Here is a 19,578-nt window from a genome sequence, read left to right on the forward strand (position 1 = left end):
GATAGCAGGGTCGCTTACGTGCTCTTATCCCGGCCCTACCTCTCACGACGAGTGCCCCGACTTCTCGGGCTCGACGTAGAGGATTTTGGCCTTCATGTGCGCGCGGGTCTGCGCGACGACCCAGATGATGGTTCCGGCGAGCAGGGTGAACGCGAAGGCCTTGGGATTGAACAGCGTGGTGTGCTTGAACGCGGCGAGGAAGATGAACAGCAGCAGAATCTGCGCCGCGAAGAGCATGAGGCCCATCGCCTGGAACAGGTGCGGAAGCGATTTGGCAGTGCGCTGCAGAACGTAGAGCCCGATTCCCATGAAGAGGATCACGATCAGCGTCGCAACGGCTGCCCCAATAGCTCCTTTGCCGCCGGCGACCACACCACTGACGACGGCGGCAATCGCGCCGACGGCAGCTGTGGGCACAGCGGCCTGAAGGAGAATCCGGGCGTCATTGGACGGCATGGCGGCAACTCCGCTTGCTAAGGGGGGCGTGTCGTCATGGACGAGCGTAGTCCCGGGATGAGAGAGAACCTCACGCCAATGGACCGTCGCACTAGGGTCCTTCGGCTCTGTCCCGGGTTCTCGTGAACCGTATCACAAACTATTTGATGCGGTCTTTACCTAGAAGGTGTGCTTGCTGTCACACATGAGAGTGACAGTGCGCGTCTGTGCAAAATAGCGGCCAACTTGTCTGGTATGGGGAGGCTTTGTCTGCCCACGAGATGGCAACGCTTTAGTCAGATTCTTACCTTGGCGTCAGCGCGAGGACTCGGCTTTACGTCCGTCCAGGAGCCGCGAACGGGGGCCGACAGCGGTCGCCCCGTTGACTCCTGACACTCCGGCGACAACCGGCGGACGCGGACTGCGGTCCTCCTCCGCCAGCACGACCACGGGCTCAACTGCCGCCCTGCGACGGCGATAACGCGGCGGCACCAGGTGCTCGGCCCAGCGCGGGGCGCGCGGGGTGAAGCGCGGCAGCAGGAGCAGCACCAGACCGATCGCGCTCAGGAAGACGATGCCGAGGACGATCCACATCGAGGCCGAGTTGACCGAGTAGCCGAGCGCGCCGAACGCGATCAGCGCCGACCAGAAGTACATGATCAGCACCGCCCGGCTGTGCGAGTGGCCGATCTCCAGCAGGCGGTGGTGCAGATGGCCGCGGTCCGCGGCAAATGGCGACTGGCCCCGCCAGGTGCGGCGGACGATCGCCAGCACCAGGTCGGCGGCCGGCACCGCGATGATCGTCAGCGGCAGCAGCAGCGGGATGTAGACGGGCACCGTCGAGTGCACGGCCGCCTTCTCCGAGTGCAGGAACAGCTGCAGCGCGTCCGGGTCGACCTGCCCCGTGATGGAGATCGCACCCGCCGACAGCACCAGGCCGATCAGCATCGAGCCGGAGTCGCCCATGAAGATCCGCGCCGGGTGCATGTTGTGCGGCAGGAAGCCGATGCACATGCCCATCAGGATCGCCGAGAAGAGCGTGGCCGGGGCGGCGGCCTCGATGCCGTACGAGTACCAGATCCGGTAGGCGTACAGGAAGAACGCGGCGGCGGCGATGCAGACCATGCCCGAGGCGAGGCCGTCGAGGCCGTCGACGAAGTTGACCGCGTTGATGGTGATGACGACCAGGGCGACCGTGAGCAGGGTGCCCTGCCACTGGGTCAGCGCCACGTTGCCGACGCCCGGGATGGGCAGCCACAGGATCGTCAGACCCTGCATGACCATGACGCCTGCGGCGATCATCTGGCCGCCCAGCTTGATCAGGGCGTCGATCTCGAACTTGTCGTCCAGGACACCGATCAGCCAGATCAGGGCGGCGCCGGAGAGCAGGGCGCGCGGTTCGTTCGAGTTCTGGAAGACCTCGCTGAGGTTGGTCAGATGGTCCGCGACGAGCAGACCGGCGCACAGGCCGAAGAACATGGCGATACCGCCGAGCCGCGGAGTGGGTTCCCGGTGCACGTCACGGGCCCTGATCTCCGGCATCGCCCCGGCCACGATCGCGAACTTCCGCACCGGCCCGGTCAGCAGATACGTCACCGCGGCCGTCACGCAGAGCGTCAGCAGGTATTCACGCACAGGCTTCCCCACAGGTCTCGCTGGCCATCACAGCCCCACACCCTAGCGAGGGACGCATATGGTTGGGGACTTCCGGGTAGCGACGATGGTTGCACGTGTGGCTGTGTACTCGGGTCCGGGTACCCCCGTTCAGCCCGGATACGGCGGGAATCCACCCACAAGATCCCGCACTTCGTCACGCGCCTTCCGGCTCGCAGCCTTCCCTGGCTTCTCCCGCAGCACCCCCGCGAGCAGCACGCCGATCCGCGCCATCTCCACCTCCCCCATGCCCTGCGTGGTCACCGCGGCCGTGCCCAGCCGCAGGCCACGGGCCTCGCCGTGCGGCAGCGCGCAGCAGTCCAGGACCACTCCGGCGGCGGCGAGACGGCCGCGGGCGGTGCGTCCGTCGACGCCCAGCGGCATCGGGTCGACGGTGATCAGATGAGTGTCGGTGCCGCCCGTGGTGACGATCAGCCCCTCCGCCTCCAGTCCGGCCGCGAGCACCCGGGCGTTGGCGACCACCTGATGGGCGTACGCCGTGAAGGCCGGCGTCGCCGCCTCGCCGAACGCGACGGCCTTGGCCGCGATGGTGTTCATCTGCGCGCCGCCCTGCGTGAACGGGAACACCGCCCGGTCCACCCGCTCGGCCAGCTCGCTCCCGCACAGCAGCATCCCGCCGCGCGGCCCGCGCAGCACCTTGTGCGTGGTGGCGCAGACGACATCGGCGTACGGCACCGGGTTCGGCGCCGCTCCCCCGGCGACGAGGCCGATGGGGTGGGCGGCGTCGGCGATGAGATAGGCGCCCACCTCGTCGGCGACCTCGCGGAAGAGGGCGTAGTCGATGTGGCGGGGGTAGGCGATGGAGCCGCACACGATCGCCTTGGGCCGGTGCGTACGGGCCAGCGCGCGCACCTGCTCGTAGTCGATGAGCCCGGTCTCGGCATCGACCCCGTAGCCGACGAAGTCGAACCACCGCCCGGAGAAGTTCGCGGGCGACCCGTGGGTGAGATGACCGCCGTACGGGAGCCCCAGCGCGAGGACGGTGTCACCGGGCCGCAGCAGCGCGGCGTACGCGGCCAGCACGGCCGAAGAACCGGAGTGGGACTGCACGTTGGCGTGCTCGGCGCCGAACAGGGCCTTCGCGCGGTCCACGGCGACGCGCTCGGCGACGTCGACGATCTCGCAGCCGCCGTGGTGACGGGCGCCGGGGTAGCCCTCGGCGTACTTGTTGGCGAGCGGGGAGCCGAGCGCGGCCAGCACGGCGGGCGAGGTGAAGTTCTCGGCGGCGACCAGCTGGAGCGTCGTCGACTGCCGGGTCAGCTCCCCGAGCAGGATCTCGGCCAGCTCGGGGTCCTGCCGGCGCAGGACATCGGCCTCAAGGACAGGGGTGACCGACATGGTGGACTCCGAGCCGTCGACGGTGACGTACGTCCAATGTAGGCCCGGGGCGCGTGGGACGCGCGGCTGTTGCTATGTCCGCGCGGGCACACCCGTCAACGCCGTCACCACCGGATCGATCGCCTGGTTTATCTCGTCTCCGATGGAGCGGAAGAACGGGAGGGGGGCGCCGTAGGGGTCGAAGACCTCGTCGGCCTCTGCCGTGGGGGCCAGGAGCCAGCCGCGGAGGGCCGCTGCGGCGCGGACCAGGGCGCGGGCTCGGGCCACCATGCCGTCCTCCAGGGGTGGGAGGGTGGCCGGGTCGATCGCCTTCACCAGGCGGGTGAACTCCTTGAGGGTGAAGGTGCGCAGGCCCGCCGAGTGGCCCATGGAGATGACCTGCTGGCGGTGGTCCCTCGTGGCGGTCAGCACCAGGTCGGCGCGGATCACGTGGTCGTCGAGCAGCTCGCGGCCGGTGAAGCCGGAGGGGTCCGCGCCGAAGTCGGTGAGGACGGTGGCCGCGTTGGTCTCCATGGGCGCGCCCTCGTGGCCCCAGGTGCCGGCGCTCTCCACGATGAGCCCGCCCCACAGCGGGTCGCCGAGCCGGTCCGCCAGGGCATGACGGGTCAGCCGCTCGGTGATCGGCGAGCGGCACACGTTGCCGGTGCTGACGTGGAGGATGCGGAAGCTGTCCATGGGAAGCCCGAAGGTCCCCGTCACTTCCCCGTTGCCTATGCCACGCCCCGCGTCAGGGGCTGTCAATTCGCCACCTCGAGGTCGGGGACGACCTTCCGCAGCTCCTCGGCCGAGATCGCGCCGGCCCGCAGCAGCAGCGGCACCTCGCGCGTGACGTCGACGATCGACGACGGCACGTTGCCGGGCGTCGGACCGCCGTCGAGGTACACGGAGACCGAGTCGCCGAGCATCTGCTGGGCCGCGTCGCAGTCCTCCGGCGCGGGGTGGCCGGTGAGGTTGGCGGAGGAGACGGCCATCGGGCCGACCTCGGTGAGGAGTTCGATGGCTACGGGGTGCAGCGGCATGCGGACGGCGACCGTGCCCCGGGTGTCCCCCAGGTCCCACTGCAGGGACGGCTGGTGCTTGGCGACCAGCGTGAGGGCGCCCGGCCAGAACGCGTCGACGAGTTCCCAGGCCAGCTCGGAGAAGTCCGTGACGAGGCCGTGCAGGGTGTTCGGGGAGCCGATGAGGACGGGCGTGGGCATGTTGCGGCCCCGGCCCTTGGCGTCCAGGAGATCGGCGACGGCCTCCGAGGTGAACGCGTCGGCCCCGATGCCGTAGACCGTGTCGGTCGGCAGGACCACGAGTTCGCCCCGGCGGACGGCGGACGCGGCCTCGCGCAGACCCGTCGTGCGGTCGGTCGCGTCATTGGTGTCGTATCGCCGTGCCATGTCTAGCGGGCCTCCTCGTACACGTACTGCTGCGGGTCGAAAGTCGGGGCGCTGGTCATGGCGTCGCCCTGCGGGCGGTCGCGAAGCGCGGGCGGTTGTTGAGATCGGGGTGGTCGGCCGCGTCGGCCCAGCCACGCTCCTCGGTGAAGATCCACGGCACCTGGCCGCCCTGGGTGTCGGCGTGCTCGATGACGACGACACCGCCGGGACGGAGAAGCCGGTGCGCGGTGCGTTCGATGCCGCGGATCAGGTCGAGGCCGTCCTCCCCCGAGAACAGGGCGAGTTCGGGGTCGTAGTCCCGGGCCTCGGGCGCGACGTACTCCCACTCCGTGAGCGGGATGTACGGCGGGTTGGAGATGACCAGGTCGACATGGCCGTCGAGGTCGGGGAAGGCGTCCAGGGCGTTGCCCTGCCGCAGGTCCACCCGCGACCCCTCCATGTTCTTGCGGGTCCACTGCAGGGCGTCCTCGGACAGCTCCACGGCGTGCACCCGGGAGCGCGGGACCTCCTGCGCGAGGGCGAGCGCGATGGCGCCGGATCCGGTGCAGAGGTCCACGATCAGTGGCTCTACGACGTCCATCGCGCGGACCGCGTCTATGGCCCAGCCGACGACCGACTCGGTCTCGGGGCGCGGCACGAACACCCCCGGGCCGACCTGGAGTTCCAGGTAGCGGAAGAAGGCGCGGCCGGTGATGTGCTGGAGCGGCTCGCGCTGCTCGCGGCGGGCGATGGTCTCCCAGTAGCGGGCGTCGAAGTCCACGTCCTTCACGGAGTGCAGCTCGCCCCGCTTCACACCGTGCACGAACGCGGCGAGCTCCTCCGCGTCGTTGCGCGGCGAGGGCACGCCGGCGTCGGCCAGCCGCTGGGTGGCCTGGGCCACCTCTGCTAGCAGCAGGTTCACGCAAGTCCTCCGTGTCGTACTCGTCCGTGCCGAACGTGCCGTGCGTGCCGTCGTGTTACGCCGCCGCGAGCTTGGCGGCCGAGTCCGCGTCGACGCAAGCCTGGATCATCGCGTCGAGGTCGCCGTCCAGGACCTGGTCCAGGTTGTACGCCTTGAAGCCGACGCGGTGGTCGGAGATGCGGTTCTCCGGGAAGTTGTACGTACGGATCTTCTCGGAGCGGTCGACCGTGCGGACCTGGCTGCGGCGGGCGTCGGCGGCATTCTTCTCCGCCTCCTCCTGCGCCGCGGCGAGCAGCCTGGAGCGCAGGATACGCATCGCCTGCTCCTTGTTCTGCAGCTGGCTCTTCTCGTTCTGGCAGGAGGCGACGACTCCGGTGGGAATGTGCGTGATGCGCACCGCGGAGTCGGTCGTGTTGACGGACTGGCCGCCGGGACCGGAGGAGCGGTACACGTCGATGCGGAGGTCGTTCGGGTTGATCTCGACGTCGACCTCCTCCGCCTCGGGGGTGACGAGGACACCGGCCGCGGAGGTGTGGATTCGGCCCGCGGACTCGGTCGCGGGCACGCGCTGCACGCGGTGCACCCCGCCCTCGTACTTCAGGCGGGCCCAGACGCCCTGGCCGGGCTCGGTCGCGCCGTTGCCGCCCTTGGTCTTCACGGCGACCTGGACGTCCTTGTAGCCGCCCAGCTCGGACTCGGTGGCGTCGATGATCTCGGTCTTCCAGCCGACGCGCTCCGCGTACCGCAGGTACATGCGCAGCAGGTCACCGGCGAACAGGGCCGACTCGTCGCCGCCCGCGCCCGCCTTGACCTCGAGGATCACGTCCTTGTCGTCGTTGGGGTCACGCGGTACCAGCAGCAGCCGCAGCTTCTCCGTGATCTCGTCGCGGTGCTTCTCCAGCTCCTTGACCTCGGCAGCGAACTCCGGGTCGTCGGCGCCGAGTTCACGCGCGGTCTCGATGTCGTCGCCGGTCTGCTTCCAGGAGCGGTACGTGGCGACGATCGGGGTGAGCTCGGCGTAGCGCTTGTTCAGCTTGCGCGCGTTGGCCTGGTCGGCGTGGACCGACGGGTCGGCGAGCTTCTTCTCAAGGTCGGCGTGCTCGCCGATGAGGTCCTCGACAGCCTCGAACATCTTGGGCTCCTGAAATGCGGTGGAGAAAGGGAAGGCGGGCGACCAAAAACGCCGGTCCCGGCACGCCTGTAAGCAGGGCGTGGCCGTGGACCGGCGAAATTGAGGCTCGCTACTTCTTGGAGCCGGCGCCAGCCTTGCCGAAGCGGGCCTCGAAGCGGGCCACGCGGCCACCGGTGTCGAGGATCTTCTGCTTGCCCGTGTAGAACGGGTGGCACTCGGAGCAGACCTCGGCGCGGATGTTGCCGCTCGTGATCGTGCTGCGGGTGGTGAACGACGCGCCACAGGTGCAGCTGACCTGGGTCTCGACGTACTCGGGGTGGATCTCGCGCTTCAAGGTGTCTCCTAGGTTCGGGAGGGCGCCGGGTCGCTCCGCGGGTTTGCGGGGCGTGAACCGGGGCCGACGTACCAGTCTGCCAGGACTGGGGCCATCCCCCAAAACGGGGGGTCACTGTCGTCTATTCCCTGCGGGTGCGTTGTGGCTGGTCGCGCAGTTCCCCGCGCCCCTAGGGGGTGCGCCTTACGAAGTTGTTACTACACCCTTGGCCTCGCCGGTCGCCGTCCCCTTCGTCGCTGCCGCCGGGATCGGCCGGTCGTTCTTCAACGCCGTCCAGACCAGCTGGGCCTTCGACTTCTCGATGATCACGCGGTTGGGATTGGCCGGGTCGTACTCGACCGGCATCGTGACCATGTTCATGTTGGCGGAGCTGATGCCCTTGAGGCCGTTGGCGAAGGACGTGAGGGAGTTCACCGAGCCGAGGTCGGAGTCGGTGGTGACGGCCTTCGTGGCGGTGTTGGCGAGGTCGAAGAGCTTGGTCGGGCTGGTCAGGAGGCCGACGTGCTTGACCTGGTTGACCAGGGCCTTGATGAACGCCTGCTGGAGCTGGATGCGGCCGAGGTCGGAGCCGTCGCCGACGCCGTGCCGGGTGCGGACCAGGCCGAGGGCCTGCGAGCCGTTGAGCGTGTGCTCGCCGGCCTTGAGGTTCAGGTGGCTCTGCGGGTCCTTGATGTCCTTGGTGGTGGTGATCTGGACGCCACCGAGCTCGTTGATGAGCTTCTCGAAGCCGGCGAAGTCGACCTCGAGGTAGTGGTCCATGCGCAGACCGGAGATGGACTCGACGGTCTTGACCGTGCAGGCGGCGCCGCCGGTCGAGTACGCCTCGTTGAACATCACGCCGGAGGCCGCGTCGTGGGTGACGCCCTTGGTGTCGGTGCACTCGGGGCGGTCGACGAGGGTGTCGCGCGGGATGGACACCACGCTGGCCTTCTTGTGGCCCTTGTAGACGTGGATGATCATCGCGGTGTCGGAGCGGGCGCTGCCGTCGTCGGTGCCGCCGCCCAGCTTCTTGTTGGTGCCGGAGCGGGAGTCCGAGCCGAGGACCAGGATGTTCTCGGAGCCGTTGTCGACCTTGACCGGCCGGTCGGTGCCGAGGGCCTGGTTGATGTCGACGCTCTTGATGTTGCCGTTGAGCTTGAAGTACACGTATCCGGCGCCGGTACCGCCCAGCACCAGGACGCCTCCCGCGACCCAGGCGGTGATCATCAGGGCCTTGTGGCGCGGACTGCGGTTCTTCTGCTTGCGGCCCTTGGCGCGGTGGCGCGGGCCGCTGTTGCCGTCCTTGCCCGGTATGCCGGGCTCCGGCGTGCTCTCGGCGGACATGGGCTCCTCGGTCTCTCGTCCGGTCGGTTACCCCCTGCTTTCAGGGTCAGGCGCGGTCAGTACCGCTCCATCTTCGCTCCGCCTGGTCAGACGGCGAAACTCGACAAAGGGTTGCACAACGCAGAGTGCCCATCGCGTACGGCGATGGGCACTCTGTGTAGTCGCGCGAGCGGGTCAAACCGCGCTCACCTGCTATTTCATCCGAAGATGTCGTACTGCTGGAAACCGGTACCCAGTGACTTCGCTGTGCCGAAGATCTCGCTGGTGGCCTTCCCGGTGCCCGGGTAGACGTACAGCGAACCGCTGGCGTTGCGGATCAGGAGGTCCGCCTTGCCGTCGCCGGTGAAGTCACCGACCGCGTCGAACGCGTTGTAGCTCGGCCAGCTGCGCACCTTGATCCGGGCCGCGAAGGCGCCCGTGCCGGACTTGCCGGCGCCCTTGTACAGGTAGACGGCGCCCGTGCTCTTGTTGCGGGCGATCAGGTCGGCCTTGCCGTCGCCGTTGAAGTCGCCCTTGCCGACCAGCGCGTTGTACTGGCTCCAGCCCCCGCCGACCCGCGACGGCGAGCTGAAGGTGCCGTTGCCCTTGCCCGGGTAGATCCACAGGACACCGGAGCTGTCGACCGAGATCAGGTCGGGCAGGTAGTCGCCGGTGACATCGCCGGGGGCGACGATCCGGGTGCGGGTCTTCCAGTTGGTGAAGATCTTCGTGCTGACCCAACTGCCGTCGTCCCGCGTGCTGTTGAGCACGAAGTGGTCCCAGTAGACCGCGCCGGCGGTGGTCCGGTAGACGTAGTCCTGGAAGCCGTCCCGGTTCAGGTCGGCCGAGCGGACCAGGTTGACGCCGCTCCAGTCGCCCAGCGACTGGCGGGCGGCCAGCGAGGTGCCCTTGGAGTCCAGCTCGTAGCCCACCTTGGTGGAGGACTTGCGGGCGTAGATGTCGGCCTTGCCGTCGGTGTAGCTGAGGTTGCCGTCGTCGATCTGCGCGTAGGCCGCGCCGACGTACGCGCTGACCTTGGCGAAGACGCCGTAGGAGCCCTCGACGACACAGTCGTGGCCGGCGACGCCGTCGTCGGCGCTCCAGGAGACGACACCGACGATCCGGCCGGCGACGACCAGCGGGCCGCCGGAGTCGCCGTTGCAGATGGCCGTCGTACCGGTGTCACTGCCGGTGGCGGGCTCGCCCGCGCAGACGTTGTGACCCTTGATGTACAGGCTGCCGTAGGCGCCCGCGCAGGTGGCGTCCGACTGGATCGGCAGCGAGGCCGTCTTCAGCGTCTCGGAGATGTCCTGCGTGGTGGAGCTGGTACGGCCCCAGCCGTAGACCTTGGCCGTCTTGGCGGCCGTGCCCGTGTACGAGGTCGTGTCGGTGTTCGTCGTCAGGCGGATCGGCGTCGCCTTGACGGGGGCCGCCAGGGTGAGGACCGCCACGTCGTTGTCGATCGTCGTCGCGTTGTACGACGGGTGGTTCCACTGGCGCAGGACCGCGGTGGCCTGGCCGCCGTGCAGGTCGGTGTTGCCGTCGGCGTCCGTGGTCGGCAGCACGGTGGCGCTGGTGACGACGACGCCGTACTTGGCCCAGTTGTAGCCCTTGACGCAGTGCGAGGCGGTCAGGATCTTCGACGGCGAGACGACCGAACCACCGCAGAAGAAGCCGATGTCGTCGCTCTCGTCGGTGGTGCCCTTGTCGTCGTAGTACCAGAGCTGCGCCATGTACGGCGCGGTGCTGATGGTGGTCGTCGTGCCGCCGATGATCTTCGGGCTGGCGGTCGTGGCGGTGGTGCTCGCGCTGCGGGACGACTTCTTGGTCGTCTGGCCGGCGACGTCGTCACCGGCCTCGGCGCCCACGATGCGCTTCTTCAGCGTGGCGAGCGACGGCTGGCTGACGACGGGCTTCGCGGTCGGTGTCGGCACCGCGGTGGCCGCGCCGGCGGACGTCGTCAGCACCGCGGCGGTCACGGCGGCGGCGATGCCGGCCGCGGCGACGGGCAGGGCGAAACGTATCCGGCGTCTGTGCCGACCGGCTCCAGGCATGGGCGTACCCACTGAAGTCCCCCCTCGGGATCAGAAGTTCGGACGAATGTCGAATGCGAGTCCGAAGAGCGCGATCGTACAGCGAGCCACTGACAACGCAGAGGGCCGCCCCCTCAACAGGGGGCGGCCCTCCGATGACGCTGACTTCCCTTAGTCGCCGTTTCCAGGAGTGGTCTTCTGGATCTGGAGCAGGAACTCGGCGTTCGACTTCGTCTGCTTCATCTTGTCGAGGAGCAGCTCGATCGCCTGCTGCTGGTCGAGCGCGTGCAGCACCCGGCGCAGCTTCCAGGTGACGGCCAGCTCGTCGCTGCCGAGCAGGATCTCTTCCTTGCGGGTACCGGACGCGTCGACGTCCACCGCGGGGAAGATGCGCTTGTCGGCGAGCTTCCGGTCGAGCTTCAGCTCGGCGTTGCCCGTGCCCTTGAACTCCTCGAAGATGACCTCGTCCATGCGCGAGCCGGTGTCGACGAGCGCGGTGGCGAGGATGGTCAGCGAGCCGCCGTCCTCGATGTTGCGCGCGGCGCCGAAGAAGCGCTTGGGCGGGTACAACGCCGTGGAGTCGACACCACCGGAGAGGATGCGGCCGGAGGCGGGCGCGGCGAGGTTGTACGCACGGCCCAGACGCGTGATCGAGTCGAGCAGCACGACGACGTCGTGGCCCAGCTCCACCAGGCGCTTGGCGCGCTCGATGGCGAGCTCCGCGACCGTGGTGTGGTCCTCGGCCGGGCGGTCGAAGGTCGAGGAGATGACCTCGCCCTTCACCGACCGCTGCATGTCGGTGACCTCTTCCGGACGCTCGTCGACCAGGACGACCATCAGGTGGCACTCGGGGTTGTTGTGCGTGATCGCGTTGGCGATCGCCTGCATGATCATGGTCTTGCCGGTCTTCGGCGGGGCCACGATCAGACCGCGCTGGCCCTTGCCGATCGGCGCGACGAGGTCGATGATGCGGGTCGTCAGCACACCCGGGTCGGTCTCCAGGCGGAGGCGGTCCTGCGGGTACAGCGGCGTCAGCTTGTTGAACTCCGGCCGCCCGCGGCCGTGTTCGGGCGCCATGCCGTTGACCGAGTCGAGGCGCACGAGCGCGTTGAACTTCTCGCGGCGCTCGCCCTCCTTCGGCTGGCGGACCGCGCCGGTGACGTGGTCGCCCTTGCGCAGGCCGTTCTTGCGGACCTGGGCGAGGGAGACGTACACGTCGTTGGGGCCCGGCAGGTAGCCCGACGTACGGATGAAGGCGTAGTTGTCGAGGATGTCGAGGATGCCCGCGACGGGGATCAGGACATCGTCGTCGGCGACCTGCGGCTCGCCGGCGCCGCCGGCGAACTCGTCACGGCCACGACGGCCACGGCGGTCGCGGTAACGGCCGCGCCGGCCACGGCGTCCGCCGTCGAAGTCGTCGTCGTCCTGCGGGCCGTTGTCGCGCGGCTGCCGGTCCTGACGGTCCTGGCGGCCACCGCTCTGCTGCTGGCCCTGCTGCTGCCGGTCCTGGCGGCCGCCGCCCTGCTGACGGTCCTGCTGCTGGCCGCCGCCCTGCTGCTCGTCGCCCTTGCGGCGGTCGCCGCGGTCACGGTCCTGACGGCCACCGCGGTCGCGGTCCCGGCGGTCCCGGCGGCCCTGACGGCCGTCGTCACCGGCGTCGCCCCTGGCCTCGCCCTGCGCGGCGGCGGGCGTCTCGGTCTTGACCTCGGCGACGACCGTCTCGGGGCTGCCCGCCTCGGCGGTCGCCCGGCGCCGACGGCGCTCAACAGGCGCATCCTCTCCCCCACGCTCGGCTTCTCCCCCACGCTCGGCTTCGCTCGCGCGGGAGGGGCCCCCATCGCGGGAGGGGCCCCCAGCCGGCTGGCCGGGGATCTCGATCTGCTGCTGGGCCACGGCCTTCTCGGCGGCGACCTTCTCGGCCTTCTGCTCGGCCGGAGCGGCGCTCTCGTCGCCCGTACGGGTCTTGGAGGTGGCGCGGCGCTTGGGCTTGGTCTCGGTGGCGGTCTCGGCCTTGGCCGGAGCACCTCCGCCCGCCTGCGCCTCCTTGATGACCTCGATCAGCTGGCTCTTGCGCATCCGCGCGGTGCCCCTGATGCCGAGGCCGGATGCGACCTGCTGCAGCTCGGCCAGCACCATGCCGTCGAGGCCGGTACCGCGGCGCCGCCGGGAGCCGGCACCGGTGGCAGGCGCGGAGGCGTCCGTGGCGGGCGCGGCAGCGGTCTCCTCGACACGCGCGCCCATCAGATCGGTGGTGTCGCTCACGAAGGGTCCTTCCCTGGAGCGGACGTCGGCCTGTCTGGCTCGGCGACCGGTTGTGCTGTCCGGCTTCGGTTCTTGCTGTGTGAACCGTGCCGGGGCGGTGGTCCGCCTCAGCGGCGGAAGAGATTTCTGGTGACGGCGCTTCCCAAAGCAGTGACACCGAGTGGCTGTGTCACGTTGCTTGGTCGCACCAATTCCGGAGCTTTCCCGGCTTCCGGAGCGTGCCCGGCGAACCACTCAGTGCCCGGACGGAACAGAGTGTGGTTTGGGAGGCTCCCGGAAGAATGTCTGTCCCTGACGGGGACAACAAGCACCTCGCCATGGTGGGGTCGGGTGCAGACTTGAGATTAACACTACCGGATCCAACAAACATTCCCCCTCTCGAAATCCGGCGACGGTACGTAGTCAATTGCTGCTCGGGGCGCTGCTCGGGGCCGCGAGCGGAAGGACGCACGCGCCTTGTTCGTCGAGGTCGAGCCGGTTGGCGGCCCAGCCCTCGCCGGCGAGATGGGCGACCTTGTCGGCGTTGTCGGCGTCGACCAGTGCCAACACGGTGGGCCCCGCACCGGAGATGACGGCGGGCACCCCGTCCGCGCGCAGCCGCTCCACGAGCGCCGCGCTCTCGGGCATGGCCGGCGCCCGGTACTCCTGGTGCAGGCGGTCCTCGGTGGCGGGCAGCAGCAGTTCGGGGCGGCGGGTCAGGGCCTCGACGAGCAGGGCGGCGCGGCCCGCGTTGGCGGCCGCGTCGACGTGCGGGACGTTGCGCGGGAGCAGTCCGCGCGCCGTCTCGGTGAGGACCGGCTTCCCGGGCACGAAAACCACCGGAACGATGGAACCGGCGGGATCCATCCTGATCGCCCGCGCGGCGCCCGCGTCCATCCAGGAGAGCGTGAAGCCGCCCAGCAGACAGGCCGCCACGTTGTCGGGGTGGCCCTCGATCTCGGTGGCGAGCTCCAGCAGGGCGGTGTCGTCGAGCTTGGAGTCCCCGCCTATGGTCACGGCGCGCGCGGCGACGATGCCCGCGCAGATGGCGGCGGAGGAGGAGCCCAGGCCGCGGCCGTGCGGAATGCGGTTGGCGCAGACGATCTCGAGGCCGCGCGGCTGTCCGCCGAGCAGGTCGAAGGCGGTGCGCAGGGACCGTACGAGGAGGTGGTTCTCGTCGCGCGGGAGGGTCTCGCTGCCCTCGCCCGCGATGTCGATGAGCAGCCCGGAGTCGGCGACACGGACGACGACGTCGTCGTAGAGCCCCAGCGAGAGGCCGAAGGCGTCGAAGCCCGGGCCGAGGTTGGCGCTGGTGGCGGGGACGCGCACCCGGACGGCGGCGGCGCGGAAGGCTGGACCGGCCATCGCTCGATGACTCTCCTTGAGCTGCGTGATTGTCGAAGACATTCGATGAAGTTCGATGACATCCGATAGGTACGTGGAGACCCTCGGGCCGTGGAGACGGCGCGGTGCCGAGCCATGCGCGCAGGCATATGCGGCGGGCGGGTTCGGTACAGCCTATCGAAGGAAGGTTCTGTGGCGACATAGGGCGCACAGGAGGCGCACGATGCGTGTCGTAAGCCCCCTGTGCACCCCCCGCGGGGATCTCCCCCACGGGGTGGGTCAAACGTCGTTCTACGCGAGTCCGAGTCGCTCGGCGGCGGTCGGCGCGTCGACGGGGATCGTGACGGGCTGCGGGGCGCCCGCGACGGCCCAGTCGGGGTCCTTCAGACCGTTTCCGGTCACCGTGCAGACGATGGTCTGGCCCGGGTCGACCTTGCCCTGCTCGGCCGCCTTGAGGAGACCGGCGACGGAAGCGGCGGAGGCGGGCTCGACGAAAACGCCCTCCTGGGCGGCCAACAGCCGGTAGGCGCGCAGGATTTCACGGTCCGTCACCTCGTCGATGAACCCGCCGGACTCGTCCCGCGCTTCGAGCGCGTACTGCCAGGAGGCCGGGTTGCCGATGCGGATCGCGGTGGCGATGGTCGAGGGGTCCTTGACGATCTCGCCGCGCACGATGGGCGCGGAACCGGACGCCTGGAACCCCCACATGCGCGGAGTCTTCGCGGCGATGCCGTCGCCGGCGTACTCCTTGTAGCCCTTCCAGTACGCGGTGATGTTGCCCGCGTTGCCGACCGGCAGGACGTGGATGTCGGGCGCGTCGCCGAGCATGTCGACGATCTCGAAGGCGGCCGTCTTCTGGCCCTCGATGCGTACCGGGTTGACCGAATTCACCAGCGCCACAGGGTAGTTGTCGCTCAGCTCGCGGGCGAGGGTGAGGCAGTCGTCGAAGTTCCCGTCGACCTGGAGGATCTTCGCGCCGTGCACGAGGGCCTGGCCCATCTTGCCGAGCGCGATCTTGCCGCGCGGCACGAGGACGGCGCAGACCATCCCGGCGCGCACGGCGTAGGCGGCGGCGGAGGCCGACGTGTTGCCGGTGGAGGCGCAGATGACGGCCTGCGCGCCCTCCTCCTTGGCCCGCGTGATGGCCATGGTCATACCGCGGTCCTTGAAGGACCCGGTGGGGTTGGCGCCCTCCACCTTGAGGTGGACCTCGCAGCCGGTGCGCTCGGAGAGCACCTGCGCGGGCACGAGGGGCGTGCCGCCCTCGCGGAGGGAGACGACCGGCGTGCTGTCGGACACCGGGAGCCGGTCCCGGTACTCCTCGATGATTCCGCGCCACTGGTGGGTCATTGCTGGTTACTCTCCTTCAACCCGCATGATGCTGGCGACACCCCGCACGGTGTCGAGCTTGCGCAACGCCTCGACGGTCCCGCCCAGGGCGGCGTCGGACGCGCGGTGCGTGACGACGACGAGAGAGGCCTCGCCGTCCTTCCCCTGCTGCCGAACCGTATCGATCGAGACACCGTGCTCGGCGAACACGGTGGCGACCTGTGCGAGAACACCCGGTTTGTCGGCGACGTCGAGGCTGATGTGGTACCGCGTGACGACCTCGCCCATGCCGGACACGGGCAGTCCGGCGTACGCCGACTCCCCTGGCCCGGTGGTCGAGTTGAGCCGGTTGCGGCACACGGCGACGAGGTCGCCGAGCACGGCGGAGGCGGTGGGGGCGCCGCCCGCTCCGGGGCCGTAGAACATCAGCTGCCCGGAGGCGTCGGACTCGACGAACACGGCGTTGTAGGCGCCGCGGACGGAGGCGAGCGGGTGGCTGAGCGGGATCATGGCGGGGTGCACGCGCGCGGTGACGGAGCCGCCGTCCTCGGCCCGCTCGCAGATGGCGAGCAGCTTGATGGTGCAGCCCATGTTCTTCGCGGAGGCGAAGTCGGCGGCGGTGACCTCGGTCATTCCCTCGCGGTAGACGTCGTCGAGACGCACGCGCGTGTGGAAGGCGATTCCGGCGAGGATGGCGGCCTTGGCGGCGGCGTCGAAGCCCTCGACGTCGGCGGTGGGGTCGGCCTCGGCGTACCCGAGCGCGGTGGCCTCGTCGAGGGCCTCCTGGTACCCGGCGCCCGTGCTGTCCATCTTGTCGAGGATGAAGTTGGTCGTCCCGTTGACGATCCCGAGCACGCGGTTGACCTTGTCGCCGGCGAGGGACTCGCGCAGCGGCCGGATCAGCGGAATCGCGCCGGCGACTGCGGCCTCGTAGTACAGGTCCTTGCCCTGTCGCTCGGCGGCGGCGTGCAGGGCGGCGCCGTCCTGGGCGAGGAGCGCCTTGTTGGCGGAGACGACGGAGGCACCGTGCTCGAAGGCGGTGGTGATCAGGGAACGGGCGGGCTCGATGCCCCCGATGACCTCTACTACGACGTCGATGTCGCCGCGTTTGACGAGGGCGGTCGCGTCGGTGGTGACGAGGGCGGGGTCGATGCCCTCGCGGACCTTGGAGGGCCGTCGTACGGCGACGCCGGCGAGCTCGATGGGCGCGCCGATGCGGGCGGCGAGGTCGTCGGCGTGCGTCGTCATGATGCGCGCCACCTCTGAGCCGACCACTCCACAGCCCAGCAGCGCCACCTTCAGCGGACGCGTACGCATCATCCGACCTCGTTTCCTCATACCGTCATCGGTTGGACCAGTCTCACTCACCGGACGGGACTTTCTATCCATGGTCCGGATCGTGAGACATCGATTTCATTTTCACGGGGGTGGAAGACGGGAGATCTTCCACCCCTCTTTCTGTCGCTTCCGCCTCAGCCGACGTCGAGCCGGAGCAGGTCCTCCTCGGTCTCCCGGCGGACGATGACCCGCGACTCGCCGTCCTTCACGGCGACGACCGGCGGCCGGAGCACATGGTTGTAATTGCTGGCCATGGAACGGCAGTACGCGCCCGTCGCCGGTACGGCGATCAGGTCACCGGGAGCCAGGTCCCCCGGCAGGAACGCGTCCTTCACCACGATGTCCCCGCTCTCGCAGTGCTTGCCGACAACACGGGCGAGCATCGGCTCGGCGTCGGAGCGGCGGGACACGAGAGCGACGCTGTACTCGGCGTCGTAGAGCGCCGTCCGGATGTTGTCGGACATGCCGCCGTCGACCGACACATAGGTCCGCAGCCCGTCGAGGGGCTTGATGGTGCCGACCTCGTAGAGCGTGAACGCGGTCGGCCCGACGATCGCGCGCCCCGGCTCGACGGAAATGCGCGGCGTCCGCAGCTTGGCGGAGTCGCACTCGCGGGTGACGATCTCGGTGAGCGCCTTGGCGATGTCGTGGGGTTCGCGGGGATCGTCGTCGCTGGTGTAGGCGATACCGAGCCCACCCCCGAGGTCGATCTCGGGCAGCTCGACGCCGTGCTCGTCGCGAATGTCCTTCAGCAGCCCGACGACACGGTGGGCGGCGACCTCGAACCCGGACATGTCGAAGATCTGCGACCCGATGTGGGAGTGAATCCCGATGAGTTCGAGCCCGTCGAGCTGGAGCGCGCGGCGAACGGCTTCGGCGGCCTGCCCTCCCGCCAGCGGAATCCCGAACTTCTGGTCTTCGTGGGCGGTGGCGATGAATTCGTGCGTGTGCGCCTCGACGCCGACGGTGATACGGATCTGCACGCGCTGCCGCTTCCCGAGGGACTGCGCGATGTGGGCGACGCGGACGATCTCCTGGAAGGAGTCGAGGACGATCCGCCCGACGCCCGCCTCGATGGCCCTGGTGATCTCGCTCACGGACTTGTTGTTGCCGTGGAAGGCGATGCGGTCGGCGGGCATACCGGCGGAGAGGGCGGTGGCGAGCTCGCCCCCGGAACACACGTCGAGATTCAGCCCCTCCTCGTGCAACCACCGCACGACGGCACGGGACAGGAACGCCTTGCCGGCGTAGAAGACGTCGGCGTCGTGCCCGAAGGCGGTGCGCCAGGCACGGGCACGCTGCCGGAAGTCGTCCTCGTCGAGAACGTAGGCCGGGGTGCCGTGCCGCTCCGCGAGGGTCTTCACGTCGATACCGCCGACGGTGACGACACCGTTCGCGTCGTCGTCGCGGGTGACGGTCTGTGCCCACACCTTGGGGTCGAGTTCGTTGAGATCGGCGGCGGGACCGGAGTAGTGCCCCTCGGGCAGGACATCGGCGTGACGGGGACCGGCGGGATGTGCGGAACGGCTCATGTCGTGTTCTCTTCTGTCTCTTCCTGGCGCGGGGATCGAGTGAGTGGTGTCTTCGTCGTTCTTCGCGCTCAGAGGTGTTCGGGTGCGTCGATGCCGAGCAGGGAGAGGCCACCGGCCAGCACCGCCCCGGCGGCTTCGGCGAGCGCGAGCCGGGCACGGTGGGCGGCCAAGGGTTTCTCGTCCCCGAGCGGCAGCACCGCGGGGAGAAGAACGAGGGCCGCGTCGGCTACGGCGACCAGGTGACGGGCGAGCAGGTCGGGGGCGCGGTGGGCGGCCGCGCGGGAGAGGACTCGGGGGTGGTCGGCGAGGAGAGGGGTGACCTCTGCTCTTACGTCGCCCGGTCGGGCGGTGAAACCGAGGTCGGCGGCGTTGCGGCTGACGGCCCGGGTGCGGGCGTAGGCGTAACGGACCCGGAAGAGGGGATTCGCCTCGCGCTGCACGAGGTGGTCGGCGGTGACACGGGGCCGGTCGTGGGCGGCGGGGTGAAGGAGGGCCCAGCGGGCGGCGTCGCGGCCGAGGGTGAGGAGGGGGGCGAGGTCGGGGGTGGGGACGGGGACGGGGCGTACCTCGATGTCCGACGGGGAGAGTTCCTGAGGCGCGCAGTACGCATCGACACCTAGAACGGTCGCCCAGACGGACTCGGGAGGCCCGGCCTCACAGCTGGTGCGGACGTCGGCGCCCTGTGAGCGCAGGAGCCGGGCGACGACGTCCATGACGACGAGGGCACGGGGCTCGTGGGGGGCGTGCAGCCGTACGAGGTGAGCGGTGGGGGCACTCGGGGTGTCGTCGCCGCCGGCGGGGCCGTCGACGAACCCGTACCGCGGTCCGCGCCGCAGGATCTCCGCGACGAGCGAGGTGGACGCCGTACTCCCCAGACTGATGTTGAGGAAACCGGGCCCGGTGATCTCGACACCGCTGACGCCCTGCGCGCCGGCGAGATGCGGCAGCAGCAGCTCGGCGACGCGACGGGGGGTCTCTCCGGCGGGCCGGGCGAGCTGAAGGGCGATGTTGGTGGCGTAGTCACCGCACCCGCCGGCCCCCGGCACGGTCACCGAGGCCCGCTCGGGCACAACCACGCTCAGCTCCCCCTCGTCGACAGCACGGCGCACCGCGCGCAGCACGGTACGAGAGAGCTCGACGGGGGTCACGGGACAAGCGTAGGGGAGGAGGGGGGTGGGTAGGCCAGCCGGTTTGGCCGGGGGTCCGGGATGTGGACGCCGGGGTGAAGAGGCGGGGTCGAGGTGTTCATGCCGGGCGTCC

At 69.6% G+C, this 19,578-nt stretch carries 16 protein-coding genes; all 16 read right to left on the minus strand.

Annotation, left to right across the window (positions count from 1 at the left end; genetic code table 11):
* Positions 1-42: 42 nt before the first annotated feature.
* Positions 43-456, minus strand: a complete 414-nt coding sequence (locus SSP08S_RS39500; protein ID WP_026179236.1) for a Cg1360 family ATP-synthase-associated protein — start codon at positions 454-456, stop codon at positions 43-45.
* 294 nt (positions 457-750) lie between these two features.
* Positions 751-2,070, minus strand: coding sequence for an MraY family glycosyltransferase (locus SSP08S_RS39505; RefSeq protein ID WP_019073179.1), 1,320 nt, complete (start codon positions 2,068-2,070; stop codon positions 751-753).
* Positions 2,071-2,199: 129 nt separating this feature from the next.
* Positions 2,200-3,447 (minus strand): serine hydroxymethyltransferase, encoded by a 1,248-nt coding sequence (gene glyA / locus SSP08S_RS39510; protein ID WP_019073180.1) that lies wholly within the window; start codon positions 3,445-3,447, stop codon positions 2,200-2,202.
* A 72-nt stretch (positions 3,448-3,519) separates the two neighbouring features.
* The gene (locus SSP08S_RS39515) at positions 3,520-4,188 is read right to left on the minus strand and encodes an arsenate reductase/protein-tyrosine-phosphatase family protein (RefSeq protein WP_026179237.1); all 669 of its coding nucleotides are present in this window, start codon (positions 4,186-4,188) and stop codon (positions 3,520-3,522) included.
* Entirely contained in the window at positions 4,185-4,832 is a 648-nt protein-coding gene (locus SSP08S_RS39520) for an L-threonylcarbamoyladenylate synthase (protein WP_019073182.1), read from the minus strand. Before SSP08S_RS39520 ends, SSP08S_RS39515 begins: the two co-directional genes overlap by 4 nt.
* 55 nt (positions 4,833-4,887) lie before the next feature.
* Positions 4,888-5,733 carry a peptide chain release factor N(5)-glutamine methyltransferase gene (prmC, locus tag SSP08S_RS39525; protein WP_019073183.1) on the minus strand — a complete coding sequence of 282 codons (846 nt, stop codon included), beginning with the start codon at positions 5,731-5,733 and terminating at the stop codon, positions 4,888-4,890.
* 55 nt (positions 5,734-5,788) lie between these two features.
* Entirely contained in the window at positions 5,789-6,865 is a 1,077-nt protein-coding gene (gene prfA / locus SSP08S_RS39530) for a peptide chain release factor 1 (RefSeq protein WP_019073184.1), read from the minus strand.
* Positions 6,866-6,974: 109 nt separating this feature from the next.
* Positions 6,975-7,199 carry a 50S ribosomal protein L31 gene (gene rpmE / locus SSP08S_RS39535; protein WP_019073185.1) on the minus strand — a complete coding sequence of 75 codons (225 nt, stop codon included), beginning with the start codon at positions 7,197-7,199 and terminating at the stop codon, positions 6,975-6,977.
* Positions 7,200-7,382: 183 nt separating this feature from the next.
* Positions 7,383-8,522, minus strand: coding sequence for an LCP family protein (locus tag SSP08S_RS39540; protein ID WP_019073186.1), 1,140 nt, complete (start codon positions 8,520-8,522; stop codon positions 7,383-7,385).
* Between the two features lie 197 nt (positions 8,523-8,719).
* The gene (locus tag SSP08S_RS39545) at positions 8,720-10,555 is read right to left on the minus strand and encodes a trypsin-like serine protease (protein ID WP_019073187.1); all 1,836 of its coding nucleotides are present in this window, start codon (positions 10,553-10,555) and stop codon (positions 8,720-8,722) included.
* Between the two features lie 150 nt (positions 10,556-10,705).
* Entirely contained in the window at positions 10,706-12,796 is a 2,091-nt protein-coding gene (gene rho, locus SSP08S_RS39550) for a transcription termination factor Rho (RefSeq protein ID WP_019073188.1), read from the minus strand.
* A gap of 402 nt (positions 12,797-13,198) precedes the next feature.
* A complete protein-coding gene (thrB, locus tag SSP08S_RS39555; protein ID WP_019073189.1) occupies positions 13,199-14,140 on the minus strand; it encodes a homoserine kinase in 942 nt (313 codons plus the stop codon).
* Positions 14,141-14,410: 270 nt separating this feature from the next.
* A complete protein-coding gene (gene thrC, locus SSP08S_RS39560) occupies positions 14,411-15,469 on the minus strand; it encodes a threonine synthase (protein WP_019073190.1) in 1,059 nt (352 codons plus the stop codon).
* A gap of 6 nt (positions 15,470-15,475) precedes the next feature.
* Complete coding sequence (locus SSP08S_RS39565) at positions 15,476-16,768, minus strand: homoserine dehydrogenase (RefSeq protein ID WP_019073191.1); 1,293 nt, start codon at positions 16,766-16,768, stop codon at positions 15,476-15,478.
* 152 nt (positions 16,769-16,920) lie between these two features.
* On the minus strand, positions 16,921-18,318 hold the full coding sequence (lysA, locus tag SSP08S_RS39570; RefSeq protein ID WP_019073192.1) for a diaminopimelate decarboxylase: 1,398 nt from the start codon (positions 18,316-18,318) through the stop codon (positions 16,921-16,923).
* A gap of 68 nt (positions 18,319-18,386) precedes the next feature.
* The gene (gene nrtL, locus SSP08S_RS39575; RefSeq protein WP_026179238.1) at positions 18,387-19,466 is read right to left on the minus strand and encodes an ArgS-related anticodon-binding protein NrtL; all 1,080 of its coding nucleotides are present in this window, start codon (positions 19,464-19,466) and stop codon (positions 18,387-18,389) included.
* Between the last annotated feature and the right edge of the window lie 112 nt (positions 19,467-19,578).

The sequence above is a fragment of the Streptomyces hokutonensis genome, from assembly GCF_000376565.1.
Taxonomy (GTDB): Bacteria; Actinomycetota; Actinomycetes; order Streptomycetales; family Streptomycetaceae; genus Streptomyces; species Streptomyces hokutonensis.